General features: G+C 69.2%; 13 protein-coding genes. 8 read left to right on the top strand and 5 right to left on the bottom strand.

The window, feature by feature from the left end; all coding sequences use genetic code 11:
• Positions 1–322 (top strand): 2-phospho-L-lactate transferase (locus AB1609_06250; protein MEW6046069.1); only part of this gene is annotated, 322 nt, incomplete at its 5' end.
• Positions 312–929 carry a 2-phospho-L-lactate guanylyltransferase gene (gene cofC / locus AB1609_06245; protein ID MEW6046068.1) on the top strand — a complete coding sequence of 206 codons (618 nt, stop codon included), beginning with the start codon at positions 312–314 and terminating at the stop codon, positions 927–929. The genes AB1609_06250 and cofC, both read left to right, overlap by 11 nt.
• On the opposite strand, the gene rfbD is transcribed toward cofC, so the two are convergent.
• Complete coding sequence (rfbD, locus tag AB1609_06240) at positions 913–1,815, bottom strand: dTDP-4-dehydrorhamnose reductase (protein ID MEW6046067.1); 903 nt, start codon at positions 1,813–1,815, stop codon at positions 913–915. The genes cofC and rfbD overlap by 17 nt on opposite strands.
• 13 nt (positions 1,816–1,828) lie before the next feature.
• Complete coding sequence (gene acnA / locus AB1609_06235) at positions 1,829–4,540, bottom strand: aconitate hydratase AcnA (GenBank protein ID MEW6046066.1); 2,712 nt, start codon at positions 4,538–4,540, stop codon at positions 1,829–1,831.
• A 307-nt stretch (positions 4,541–4,847) separates the two neighbouring features.
• Here acnA and AB1609_06230 point away from each other — a divergent pair, with 307 nt between their 5' ends.
• A complete protein-coding gene (locus AB1609_06230) occupies positions 4,848–5,999 on the top strand; it encodes a hypothetical protein (protein ID MEW6046065.1) in 1,152 nt (383 codons plus the stop codon).
• A 94-nt stretch (positions 6,000–6,093) separates the two neighbouring features.
• Here AB1609_06230 and AB1609_06225 read toward each other — a convergent pair whose 3' ends face one another.
• Positions 6,094–7,410: a DUF1343 domain-containing protein gene (locus tag AB1609_06225; GenBank protein ID MEW6046064.1), complete on the bottom strand. Its 1,317-nt coding sequence runs from the start codon at positions 7,408–7,410 to the stop codon at positions 6,094–6,096.
• Between the two features lie 221 nt (positions 7,411–7,631).
• Between AB1609_06225 and AB1609_06220 the strand changes: the two genes are divergently transcribed.
• From AB1609_06220 to AB1609_06200, 5 genes are all read left to right on the top strand, one after another.
• Positions 7,632–8,099, top strand: coding sequence for a hypothetical protein (locus AB1609_06220; GenBank protein ID MEW6046063.1), 468 nt, complete (start codon positions 7,632–7,634; stop codon positions 8,097–8,099).
• A gap of 61 nt (positions 8,100–8,160) precedes the next feature.
• Positions 8,161–8,955 carry a hypothetical protein gene (locus AB1609_06215; protein MEW6046062.1) on the top strand — a complete coding sequence of 265 codons (795 nt, stop codon included), beginning with the start codon at positions 8,161–8,163 and terminating at the stop codon, positions 8,953–8,955.
• A 13-nt stretch (positions 8,956–8,968) separates the two neighbouring features.
• Positions 8,969–9,874 (top strand): N-acetylmuramic acid 6-phosphate etherase, encoded by a 906-nt coding sequence (gene murQ, locus AB1609_06210; protein ID MEW6046061.1) that lies wholly within the window; start codon positions 8,969–8,971, stop codon positions 9,872–9,874.
• 19 nt (positions 9,875–9,893) lie between these two features.
• Entirely contained in the window at positions 9,894–10,628 is a 735-nt protein-coding gene (locus AB1609_06205) for a YwiC-like family protein (GenBank protein ID MEW6046060.1), read from the top strand.
• Between the two features lie 258 nt (positions 10,629–10,886).
• Positions 10,887–11,081 (top strand): type II toxin-antitoxin system prevent-host-death family antitoxin, encoded by a 195-nt coding sequence (locus tag AB1609_06200; protein MEW6046059.1) that lies wholly within the window; start codon positions 10,887–10,889, stop codon positions 11,079–11,081.
• A gap of 3 nt (positions 11,082–11,084) precedes the next feature.
• Here the strand turns inward: AB1609_06200 and AB1609_06195 are convergent, their stop codons facing one another.
• The gene (locus tag AB1609_06195; protein ID MEW6046058.1) at positions 11,085–11,735 is read right to left on the bottom strand and encodes a YdcF family protein; all 651 of its coding nucleotides are present in this window, start codon (positions 11,733–11,735) and stop codon (positions 11,085–11,087) included.
• Between the two features lie 56 nt (positions 11,736–11,791).
• A partial coding sequence (locus tag AB1609_06190) for an MFS transporter (GenBank protein ID MEW6046057.1) occupies positions 11,792–12,329 on the bottom strand: 538 nt, incomplete at its 5' end.

Genomic DNA, 12,329 nt, shown 5'->3' with positions numbered 1-12,329 from the left:
GGCGCTGCCGGGCGTGCGGGAGAGCCTGGCAAGGCGCCGGCGGCGGGTGGCCGTCAGCCCGCTGGCGGCGGGGCGAGCGTTCAAGGGGCCGGCGGTGGAGATGATGCAGGGCCTGGGGCTACGGCCTGAAGCAGCGGGTGTGGCGGCGTTCTACCGCGGCCTCATCGATCTCTTCGTCATCGACCCCGCCGATGAAGCATCCGCGCCGGAAATTGAAGCGATGGGCATGCGCCCCGTGGTGGCGCCCATCGCGCTGCAGGCGGAGGCGGACCGGCGGCGGGTGGCCACGCTGGTGCTGGAGGCGGCAGCGGATGCTGCCTGAAGTGACCGTGGCCATCATCCCGGTAAAAGGCGCCCTGGCGGGGAAGTCGCGGCTCGCCCCGGTCCTGGGGCCGGCGGCCCGCTCGCGTCTCGTACTTTGGATGCTGGGCCGGGTCGCGCTGGCCGCACGGCAGGCCGGGCTCGATGTGCACGTCGTGGGCGGAGATCCTCCGGTGGTGGAACTCTGCGCCGAGTTCGGCTGCACCTGGTCGAAAGACCGCGGAGGGTTGAACCCCTCCGTGAAAGCCGCCCTCGATGAGGCGATCGCCCGGGGCTGGCAGGCGGCTCTGGTACTGCCCGGAGACGTGCCGTGGGTACACCCCGGTGACATCTCAGCGGTGCTGGGCGCCCTGAAGAATCCGTCCACGATAGCGCTGGTGCCGTCTCCGGACGGAGGCACCAACGCCCTGGCGCTGGCCTTGCCCGCCCGGCTGGAGCCGGCCTTCGGGCCGGGGAGCTTTTGGCGTCACCGGACGCTGGCCCGCCGGGCGGGTCTGCGCGCTGTCGCGCTTCGCCCGGCCGGCCTCGCCAGGGACGTGGACGTTCCCGTGGATCTGACGGCTGACCTGTACCGGGCGATCAGCGAGGCCGCTACGCCCGGGCGGTAGGAAACAGGTCCGGCTCCTGGTGCCGCAGGCGCTCGGTGAAGTCCGCCAGCGCCTCGCGCCACGGGCGCATCGGAATGCCCTCGGCGCCGAGGGCTGACGAGTCAAGCGCCGAGCAGGCGGGCCGGGGGGCGGGGCGGTTGAGCTCCGCCGTCGTGATCGGCTCGACGGGCACCTGCCAGCCGGACAGGGCCAGGAGTTCCCTCGCCTGCTCGTAGCGGGAACATGCCCCGGCGTTGGCGGCGTGGAAGACCCGGCGGCTCGACGTCAGGTCTTTTTTGATCATGACCAGCAGCGCCAGCGCCAGGTCCCGCCCGTAGGTGGGGGAGCCCGTCTGGTCGGCCACGACCCGCAGCGCCTCCGGCCCGGCACTCGCCCGGCGGGCGGCCTCCAGGATCGTCCTCGGGAAGTTACGGCCGTACGTCGAGTAGACCCATGCCGTCCGCACGATCGCATACGGGCCGCCCGCATCGGCCACGGCGCGCTCGCCCTCGAGTTTCGTCGCCGCGTAAACGCTCAGCGGGTGGGTCGGGTCGGACTCCACGTACGGGGCGCCCTTGCGCCCGTCAAAGACGTAGTCCGTGCTGACGTAGACGACCGGAATGGCCCGCTCGGCACAGAGGCGAGCCAGGATCCTCGTGGCCTCCGCGTTGACGCGCCAGGCAAGTTCCGGCTCCCGCTCGCAGCGGTCCACGTCCGTGATGGCCGCCGCGTGCACCACGACGTCGGGGTTGAAGCGTTGGAGGGCGCGGCGCAGGGCGTGCGGGTCGGTGACGTCGAGTTCGGCGTGGCCTGGCGCCCAGCAGTCGACGGGCGGCTTTGAGACGCCTGACAGCTCCTCGAGTTCACGGCCAAGCTGCCCGCGGCCGCCCGTCACCAGCATTCTCATGCGGCGAGCCCTCTCACGCCGGCGCGGAGCTGGCCGGCGCCGCTTCGGTCAGGATCCGGCGCATGACCGCCTGCAGGATGCCGCCGTGGCGGTAGTACTCCACGTCCACCGGGGTGTCCAGGCGCGCCACGACGTCGAAGTCAACTCGGCTCCCATCCGGCCGGCGCGCCGTCACATGCAGTTGCTGGCGGGGTGCAAGCCCGCCCGCGATGCCCGTCACCTCGATGACCTCGTGCCCGGTGAGGCCGAGCGTCCGGGCGTTTTCGCCCGCCTTGAACTGCAGCGGGAGCACCCCCATGCCCACCAGGTTGCTGCGGTGGATACGCTCGAAGCTCTCGGCGATGACGGCCCGCACCCCGAGGAGATAAGTGCCCTTCGCGGCCCAGTCCCGGGAGCTCCCCGTCCCGTACTCCTTCCCGGCGATCACCACCAGCGGCACGCCCTCCTGCTTGTAGCGCATGGCCGCGTCGTAGACGCTCATTTTCTCACCGTCCGGAAGGTGCAGGGTCCAGCCGCCTTCGATGCCCGGCACCATGAGGTTGCGGAGGCGAATGTTGGCGAACGTGCCGCGCATCATCACCTCGTGGTTGCCCCGGCGCGACCCGTAGGTGTTGAACTCGTGCTCCGGCACCCCGTGTTGCAGCAGGTACCGGCCCGCCGGGCTGTCCTTGGCGATGGCCCCTGCCGGCGAGATGTGGTCGGTGGTGATGGAGTCGCCCAAAAGCGCCAGGACGCGGGCGCCACGGATATCCTGGGGCGCAGGCGGCTCCAGGGTCATCTCCGTGAAGAACGGCGGCTCCTGGATGTAGGTTGAGGCCGGATCCCAGCGGTACAATTCGCCCTCGGGGACCGGAAGCGCCTTCCAGCGCTCGTCGCCCTCGAAGACGCTTGCGTACTCCTGCCGGAACAGATCCGGACGCAGGGCCTTGCGGATGGCCTCGGCTATCTCTTCCTGGGTCGGCCAGACGTCTTTGAGGTAGACGGGCGTGCCGTTGGGGTCGACGCCGAGCGGCTCCCGGGTGAGGTCGATGTCCACCGTGCCGGCCAGCGCGTAGGCCACCACCAGCATGGGAGAGGCCAGGTAGTTGGCGCGCACCAGCGGGTTGACCCGGCCCTCGAAGTTGCGGTTGCCGCTGAGCACGGCGGCCACCACCAGGTCGTCCGCCTTCACGGAACCGGCCACCGCTTCGGGCAACAGGCCGCTGTTGCCGATGCAGGTGGTGCAGCCGTAGCCTACCACGTGGAAGCGCAGCGCCTCAAGGTACGCAAGCAGCCCCGTCTGCTCCAGGTACCGGGTCACCACCTTCGAGCCCGGCGCCATGCTGGTCTTGACGTGCGGCTTGACCGTGAGCCCGCGTTCGACGGCCTTCTTGGCCAGCAGCGCTGCGCCCACCATGACGGACGGGTTTGACGTGTTGGTGCAGCTGGTGATGGCAGCGATGACCACGTCGCCGTCGCGCAGGCGGCCATTCCCGCTGCCGCCGGCGCCCGCCGGTCCGGGCTGCCCGTCGGGCAGCGGCTTGTTGTAGAAGTTCACCAGCGCCTGGCGGAACGCCGACTTCATGTCACCCAAAAGCACCCGGTCCTGCGGCCGGCGGGGGCCTGCGAGGCTCGGCTGGACCGTGCCCATGTCGAGTTCGACGACGTCCGTGTACTCGGGGTCGGCCGCGCCCTCGTGCCACCACAGGCTCTGTTCCTTGCAGTAGCGCTCGACCAACTCGACGGCGGCCTCGTTGCGGCCGGTGCCGCGCAGGTACCGCACGGTCTCCCCGTCCACCGGGAAGAAGCCCATGGTGGCACCGTATTCGGGGGCCATGTTGGCGATAGTGGCGCGGTCAGGGAGGCTGAGCTCGCGCACGCCGGGGCCGAAGAACTCCACGAACTTGTCCACGACGCCCTTCTTGCGCAGCATCTCGGTGACGGTGAGCACCAGGTCGGTGGCGGTCGCCGCCTCGGGCAGCCGGCCCGTCAGGCGTACCCCGATGACGTCCGGGATCAGCATGTAGTACGGCTGGCCGAGCATGACGGCCTCGGCCTCGATGCCGCCCACGCCCCAGCCCAACACGCCGAGTCCGTTGATCATGGTGGTGTGGGAATCGGTGCCCACCAGCGTGTCCGGGAACGCCTGCCACTCGTCGCCAGCGCGGCGGTGGTGCACCACGGCGGCCAGGTACTCCAGGTTGACCTGGTGCACGATCCCCGTGCCGGGCGGCACGACCCGGAAGTTGTCCAGCCGGCGCTGCGCCCAGCGCAGCAGCACGTAGCGCTCCCGGTTGCGCTCATACTCCAGTCCCACGTTGGCCGCAAAGGCGTAGCTGGTGCCGAACAGGTCAACCTGCACGGAGTGGTCGATCACCAGGTCGGCCGGCACGAGCGGGTTGATGCGCCGTGCCTCGCCGCCCATACGCTCCACCGCCGAACGCATCGCCGCCAGGTCCACCACCGCAGGCACGCCGGTGAAGTCCTGCAGGACGACCCGGGACGGCATGAACGCGATCTCCTGCCGGCTCGCCGTTCGCGGCTCCCAGCGGGCCAGGGCGAGCACGTCCTCTTCCGTCACGATCTCCCCGTCGAGGTGGCGCAGCAGGTTTTCCAGGAGCACCCGGATGGAAAACGGCAGGCGGCCGATGGATCCGACCCCGCGGGCCTCCACAGCGGCGAGGCGGTAAATGGTGACAGGCCCTTGAGGGGTGTCCAGGCGGCCCCTGGCGCCGAACGTGTCCATTCGGGGCGCTTGAGTGTGCGGCATGTGAGTGAAGCCCCCCAATTCGTTGTCCCCGTGCTTCCAGGTGTGCTGCACCGACAGCGACGCCCACGGGCGCGACCACGCCCCCATTTTAGCAGGGCAGGCACCCCTCTACGAGCCCACCACCGCGGCAGGCGCCCGCGAAGCCCCTGCGCGGCAGGCAAACAAGACGTTGCGGTTTGCCCCTGACGTTCGTACCTAGGCGCGGCCCGCCCGTTCAGGTATTCGTTGGTTTGGTGGAGGCTGCGCGGCAATCGGTTACGACACTACGAACGGGGGGTATGGTATGAGACGGCTGCATGTCGTCCTTCTCCGAGCCGGTATCGCGACGCTGGCCGCCGCCGTGGCTGTGGCCTCGTGGTCCTCATGGGGACCTGCCGGGGTGGTGGAGAGCGCCGGTGCCGACATCGAGAAGCAGTGGAGCACTTCGGGCCACGCCGACCGTGAACTGGCCGTCGAGGAGGCCACCGTTGACTTCCGCAAGGCCACGGCCGCGCACTGCGGCCGCTGCCACTCCTCGCAGGGGTTCGCGGCCTGGACGCGCCAGCTTGCGGCCGGCAACCCGGGCAACCTGGTGGGCCCGGACGGGAAGGCCGCCACGGTGGAGTACCTGGCCAGCCTGGGCCTGACCGCTCAGGCCGTGAAGCCCATCGACTGCGACGCGTGCCACACCGAGACCTTTGAACTGCGAGTCTCGGGCAGCACGCCCGCACTCCCGGCCGGCTTCGAGGCCAGAGGCGTGGGCAACGGCGCGCTGTGCATGGCCTGCCATAACACGCGAAACGGCAAGGTGGCCTGGGACGCCGCCGACCCCGGCCGCTACACCGCACCGCACCACTCCGCGCAGGCCGACGTCATCATGGGCAAGAACGTCTTCTTCGTCAACTACGATGCCGCCGACTACGTCTCAGCGCACGCGGCCTTCACGGGCAACTCCTGCGTGACGTGCCACGTCGAACTCGGCGAAGGCCACACCTTCCACGCATCCGAGAAGGTCTGCGCCACGTGCCACGGGTCCGGCTACGAGGCCGAGATGGTGCAGAAGCCTACGCGCCTCTTGCTCGACGAGACCAAGGCGGCCATCAACGCCCGCTTTGCGGCGCAATTCCGGGACAAGATCACCCGGGTCGGTGCATGGGATCCCGAGACGGACAAGACCGAGGAACGGCCGCTGGCCGGCTCGGAGATCGTCTCGGTCACGCCCACGGGCATCCACGGCCAGATGGGATTCGAAATGGTCCTGAAGGACGGCAGCACCGTATGGGCTCAACTCGGGAACCTGAAGGGCGCCGACGGGAAGCCCGTGATCCCCACCGGCGACCCGCTGGTACGGGCCACGTGGAACTACCTGCTGGTGCTGTGGGACGGCTCCTACGGCATCCACAACCCGAGCTTCGCCCGGACGGTGCTCCTCAGCTCCCAGCAGGCGCTTCGCTAGAAGAGCCGCCGGTCTGGGCGCTCGGCCAACGGGCGCCGGAACGGGTGGGTCACAAGGGGAGCGGGCCACAGGGCGGGCCCGCTCCCTTTTGCCTCTATTCCGGGTAGATGAGATACCGTGCCCGCAAAGCCTCAAACGCTTCCAGCTGCGCCTGCCATGCGGCTGCGATGGCCGCAGGGCTCTCCCCGGCGTCGAGCGCACTTCGCACCCGGTCGGTACCCGCCAGCAGGTCGATGAAGTAGCGCGGCCTGCCGCCTGACGATCCGCTCGTGCGCCATTCAAACTGCGCAGGGTAGAGGTGCCGGACGGTGGCCAGGATTTCGAGGGCGGTCTCGACCGGCCTGTACTGGCGGCGGTCGGTCACGTGAACCTGTACGCCGCCCACCACCTGCCCCTGGTACTTGCTGAACGTCGGCGTGAAGTAGGCGGCCCGGAAGCGCACGCCGGGCAACTTCAGCGCGTTGAGCCGGGCGGCGAGCTCCAACGGCTTCACGAAGGGAGCGCCGATCAGTTCAAAGGGCCGGGTGGTGCCGCGCCCCTCGGACAGGTTCGTCCCCTCGAAGAGGCCTTGCCCCGGGTACACCAGCGCCGTCTCGAGGGTGGGCATGTTGGGGGAGGGCATCACCCAGGGTAGCCCGGTCTCGTCAAAGTACATCGACCGGCGCCACCCTTCCATGGGAATGACGTCGAGCCGAGCGCGGCGCCCGCCTGTGGCCTCGGGCACGAAGCGATCGTTGAAGAGGCGCGCGAGTTCACCCGCCGTCATGCCGTGCCGCAGCGCGATGGGGTAGCGTCCGACGAAGCTGGCAAAGCGCGCCTCGAGGACGGGCCCCCCCACCGCCACGCCGCCGATGGGGTTGGGGCGGTCGAGCACCACCACGGGGATGCCGGCCAGTGCCGCCGCCTCCAGGGAGTCCGACATCGTCCAGATGTAGGTGTAGAACCGGGTGCCCACGTCCTGGATGTCGAACAGGATGAGGTCGGTGCCGGACTCCCGGAAAGCCGCCGCAATCTGCTCCCGGTCTTTGCCGTAAAGCGGGTAGAAGGGGATGCCGGTGTCGGGATCGACCTCGATGCCGCTCTGTTTGACCCCCGCCTGCAGACTGCCCCGGACTCCATGCTCCGGGCCGAACGCCGCCACCACCTGCACACCGGCCCGGATCAGGGCGTCCAGGTCATGGGTCAGGTCGGGCAGGACCCCAGTCGGGTTGGTGATAAGCCCCACCCGCCGCCCGGCCAGCATCTGGCGGTGTTTCGCCAGCAACACTTCAATGCCCGGTCGCACGCGCACCACCCCCTCCACCGCCGGACCGGCCCCCGCGCCCTGACCCCGGATGACGCTGCCGGTGACGGGTGCTGCGACGCTCAGCGCGGCCACCAGGAGGCCTGCGCGGACCGACTTCCTGTTCACGCCAGCCCCTTTCGGGGGCGGGGGCGGACGTTCCTCTCGGTCGTCGCATTAGCGGCGACACTACGGCGCGATGCTTCCGGGTGCCGGCGACAACGCGCGCCGCTGCGCCTTGCGACGGAAGGGCGCCGGAGCGAGGGCACCGCCTCGGGAGAAAGAGGTGCAGGGAGGGTTGGCTGGTAAAAGTAACTAATAACGCCAGCGACGGGGTTGGGGGGGTCGAATTGACTCGGACAACTTCGAATGATCGCGACGTTTTTTCCCAGCTTCCGGTGCTTCAGCGCTACATCATCGAATTGCTGAAGAGGCGCGAGGCAACGTACGCTCGCCCCGTGCGTTCACGGGAGATTGCGAGCGCGCTCAACATCTGCGAGACCTACGCTCGAGAACAGGCGCGCTGCCTGGTGCTCCGGGGCCTCATCCAGGTGCGCCCCGGACCCCGGGGCGGGTACTACCTCGACCCGCCTGGCCCAGCGACGGGCCACGCCCCCCAGGCCTTCGACCTGGAACGCTGTCACGATCCCGAGGCATCGCTTCCGAGCATCCTGCGCAGGGCAGCTGCCGGCCTGGATGCCCTGGCCCAGGCGCTGGACCAGCGGAGGTCTTCCGTGCCGCCCGCGGCCTTTCACGGGCTTCTCGAGAGCCTCTCCCGCCTGAAGGACGCGACCGCCCGCGTCTGCAGCGCCCTTTAGCGGGCGCCGTGAAGGAGTGCGCGCAGGGCCAGGGAACGTATGGAGGCGGGAGGTGGGGCGCATGCGCAGGGGAGATCGGGCTGGGAAGCTTCCGGCCGTCTGGCTTTTCGCCGTTTTGGTCTTGCCGGGCATCGCCCTGGCACCTGTGGCTTCAGGCGCCGCCGGGACCGGGGACGCCGAGCGCGCCCGGCAACTGGTCTCGCAGGCCGACGCCATCTACGACAAGCGAACCGGCGCCGAAGACGTGAGAAAGGCGTACGAACTCTACAAGCAGGCTTTCACGGCCGATCCCAACTCTTACGAAGCGGCGTGGAAGGCCGGGCGCGCCGCCTGGCAACTGGCCGAGCTGGTGGACAAACCCGAAAGGCGCTCGATCCTGGAAGAGGGACGCGACATCGCCCGCCGCGCCGTGGAACTCAAGGCGGACGGCGTGGACGGGCATTACTGGTACGGGGTGCTCATCGGCCGGGTCGGGGAGGAGCGCGGCGTCCTGGTGAGCCTGTTCATGGTGGACGACGTGGTGCGGGAGATGGAGACCGTGGTGAGGCTCGACCCCACCCACGCGGGGGCGCACCACGTGCTCGGCGTGCTGTACCGCGTCGTACCGGGCCGGCCGCTTTCCATCGGCGACAAGAAGAAGGCGGTCGAGCACGCCGAACTGGCCGTCAGGTATGCCCCGGACGACGTGCTGTACCGGCTCGGCCTGGGGGAGGCCTATCAGGCGGCGGGCGACCGGGAAGCGGCCATACGGGTTTACCGGGAAGTCCTGGCCATGGAGGTCAAGGATCCGGTCAACGACGTGGCAAATAAGGAACGGGCCCGCCAGTACCTGAAGGAGCTGGGGGAGAATCCCTGAGGAGGCCGCGTGGGTGCAGCAAGATTTCAACCACCTTGTCACCGAGGCTCGCAACGCCGCAACGCAGAACCTGGACGAACTGAATTCGCTGGAAATCGCGAGGGTGATGAACGAGGAGGACGCCCGCATCGCCCGGGCCGTACATGACGAACTGCCGGCGATTGCCAGGGCCATCGACCTGGCAGCCGCCACGCTGGCGGGGAACGGCAGGGTCTTCTACGCCGGGGCGGGCACCAGCGGCCGGATCGGGCTGCTGGACGCATCGGAGTGGCCCCCGACCTTCGGCGTCGAGCCGGACGCCGTCCAGGTGATCCTGGCGGGGGGGCTGGATGCGGCGTTCGGCGCGGCCGAAAACGCCGAGGACGACGAAGAGGACGGCTACCGGCGTGTCCGTGAGCGGGTGGGGCCGGGCGACCTCGTGGTCGGCATCACGGCCAGCGGCCGGACGCCTTTCGTCATCGGCGCCCTGCGGGCCGCCCGAGAGGTAGGGGCTCGAACCGTCTCCGTCGCCTGCAACCGGCCCAGCCCCGTCGAGGAACTGGCGGACGTCGCCATTGCGCCGATCGTGGGGCCCGAGGTGATCGCCGGGTCCACGCGCTTGAAGGCCGGCACGGCACAGAAAATGGTCTTGAACATGATTTCAACGGGCGCCATGGTACGGCTCGGCAAGGTCTACCAGAACCTGATGGTGGACATGAGGGCCAGCAATGAGAAGCTGCGCCAGCGGGCGGTGCGCATCGTGCTCGAAGCGACGGGGTGCAGCGAGGAGGAGGCGCGCCGCGCGCTGCGGGAAGCCGGAATGCACGTCAAGACCGCTATCGTGATGGTTCTGACCGGGGCGGGCGCGGCCGAGGCTCGGGCCCGCCTGGAAGCGGCCGGGGGGTTGGTGCGCCGGGCCGTAGCGGCAAGGCCCGCGTGACGGCCCGCTCCGGCGTGCCATGGGTTTTACATCGATTCGACGGTTGATCCCGCGTGAGCACGGCGTCTGGTTCATGTGGTTGCTGCCCGTCCTGCTGGGCGCCGCCATCGGCCGGCCGGGGTGGATCCACGTCTTCATCCTGCTTTCGGCCCTCTTCCTGCACCTTGCCTCGTTTGCCGCACTGGAGGCGGTGAGGGAAGGTCCGCGAGGCGGGTGGCTGCGGCGCGGGGCGGCTGCGTTCGGCGGCCTCGCAGCCGTGCTGGTCCTTTATCCGGCCATGCAGTGGCCGGTCCTTGTGGCGTTCGGTGCCCTGGCCGCGGCCCTGTTCGGGACGAACCTGGCGTTCGCCAGAGCGCGCAAGGAGCGCACCCTCGTCAACGACGCGCTGGCCATCGCCGGGCTCGAACTGTGGGCGCCCGTGTCGTACCTCGCCGGTACCGGTGCTTTGGACCGGAACGCGGCATTGCTGTGGCTGTTCTGCTTTCTGTACTTTTTCGGCACGGCGTTTCACGTCAAGACGCTCTTCAGGGAGCGCGGCGACCGTGATTTCAAGCGGCTCTCCAACGCAGTGCACGTGGCGCTTGTCGCCGCGCCGGCGCTGGTGGGCTTGCCGAAGGTCGCCCTCGCGTATGTGCCGAGCGCTATCCGAACGTGGCTGCTTCCGAGCGGCACGAGGCTGCGCCCCGTCGTCGCCGGGCTCATCGAGATCACCAACAGCCTGCTCTTCATGGGCCTGCTGGTATGGCTCTGGTGAGACGGGAGGACTCGCCGGGTCGGGGCACTGCGACAGTGCGGAAAGGATCGGTGTCGTCTGGCGTCGAACGTTTGTGTCGGGTCGAGACCACTGGTGTCGCTATAGGGAGGGACACCGTTGCAACCGCTCGCAGACTCATCTTCAGCCCCGGTCAGACCCTCAGCCTCAGCAAGACCCGCTGCCTCACGCCCGTTCCCCGGTTCCGCCCCGCCCGCTGCTTACCGTCAACGCCCCGAACCCGGCTCAGGCGAGTTCGTCGTGGCCTCCGTTCAAGAGGTCCGAGACCGCTGGAGCCACTTCATCCAGCTCGTCCGCACCACGGGCCGAAGCGTCCTGGTCACCCACATGCGCAGGCCCGTTGCCGCCCTCATCAGCCTGGATGATCTGGAATTGCTTGAAAGCCACGACACCCGGCGCCGGGCCAGACGGCGCCGGCCCAGCACGTGGCGGTAGGCCTTAGAGCCGCAGCGCGTACCAGACCAGGCGGATCCATTCAATTGGGATGGTTTCGCCGCCGTCGGGGTACTGCCACCACCGCCCGGTCTCAAACCGCCATTCGGTGCTGGGCGCGCTCAACACCTCGATCCCCGCCGGGCCGTACACCCGACGGAACGTCATGGCGGCCCGGCGGGAGTGCCAGTCGGAGGTCACCACGATGACGCGCTGCCATCCCTGGGCCCGCGCGATCTCCGCGGTGAAAACCGCGTCCTGCCAGGTGCTGTTGGGCCGTGGCTCTTTGATGATGGCGCTCGCCGGCACACCGGCCCGCCGCGCGACCTCTGCCAGGTAGTCGGCCTCCGTCCTGTCGGGAGCGATCAGCCGGCCACCGGTGACGACCAGGGTCTTTGCGAAGCCTTCCTTGTAAAGTTGAATCCCTTTTTGAATGCGCCCTTTCCAGTCGCCTCCGAGCACAATGATGGCGTCGGCCCTGGCTGGCGGGTCGAAGACGACGAGAAACCGCGCAAGCCCTTCCAGCATCAGCGGGTAGGTGAGCGCCACGGCTGCCACGGCGGACGCCAGGACCCCAATGGCGACAAGCAGGCGGCGGCCCCACCTCCGGCGGCCGGGCAGGCTGGGTGGGCGCGTCCAGAGTGCTTCGCCTCTCAACGCCGCTGGATGGCCTCCTTACCGGACGCCGGCCTCAGAGCTACACTTCCGGCTCTTCAGCTTGCGCCGGGAGCCTGAACGGGCGTGTCCTGGCGGGCAAGCCGGCGCTCCTTGACCGATGCCCGGATCTGCGCCAGGCGCTCGCCGTGCAGCGGGTACAACCACAAGAACACAAGCGTGAGCACCAGAATGGCGGCCGGGATGGCCGTGACCAGGAGCCGTAGCCCGAGCAGCGCCGACTCGGGCTGCTGCGCAAGGTTGGGGTCGTAGCCGGAACGGCTCAGCACCAGGCCCAGGATGCCGGCCTGCGCCACGCCGTTGAGGCGCAGGATGAGCGCGTGCATGCCGAAGTACATGCCCTCCCGCCGGCGCCCCGTGCCCAGGTGATCCTCGTCGATGACGTCCGCAATCAGCACGTCGAGCAGGAGCATCACCGCGGCGATGCCGATGCCGATCAGCCCGGCGGCCACCATGCCGCTTCGCAGATCCCTGGCCAACCAGAAGCCGCTCAGAGCCACCAGGTAGAGGATCACGCCCTCGATCATGGCGCGGCGTGGCCCCACGGCCACGGTTCGCCGCGCCCACAGGGGTAGG

The organism is Bacillota bacterium, from assembly GCA_040754675.1.
Lineage (GTDB): Bacteria > Bacillota > Limnochordia > Limnochordales > Geochordaceae > Geochorda.
Note: the sequence above shows the minus strand (reverse complement) of the source record. Positions and strands in the feature narration are given on the sequence as shown.

Bases quoted from the DNA above. Each gene is read 5' to 3' on its own strand.
- cofC (MEW6046068.1), top strand. From the start codon at position 312: ATGCTGCCTGAAGTGACCGTGGCCATCATCCCGGTAAAAGGCGCCCTG.
- rfbD (MEW6046067.1), bottom strand. From the start codon at position 1,815: ATGAGAATGCTGGTGACGGGCGGCCGCGGGCAGCTTGGCCGTGAACTC.
- acnA (MEW6046066.1), bottom strand. From the start codon at position 4,540: ATGGACACGTTCGGCGCCAGGGGCCGCCTGGACACCCCTCAAGGGCCT.
- AB1609_06230 (MEW6046065.1), top strand. From the start codon at position 4,848: ATGAGACGGCTGCATGTCGTCCTTCTCCGAGCCGGTATCGCGACGCTG.
- AB1609_06215 (MEW6046062.1), top strand. From the start codon at position 8,161: ATGCGCAGGGGAGATCGGGCTGGGAAGCTTCCGGCCGTCTGGCTTTTC.
- AB1609_06205 (MEW6046060.1), top strand. From the start codon at position 9,894: ATGGGTTTTACATCGATTCGACGGTTGATCCCGCGTGAGCACGGCGTC.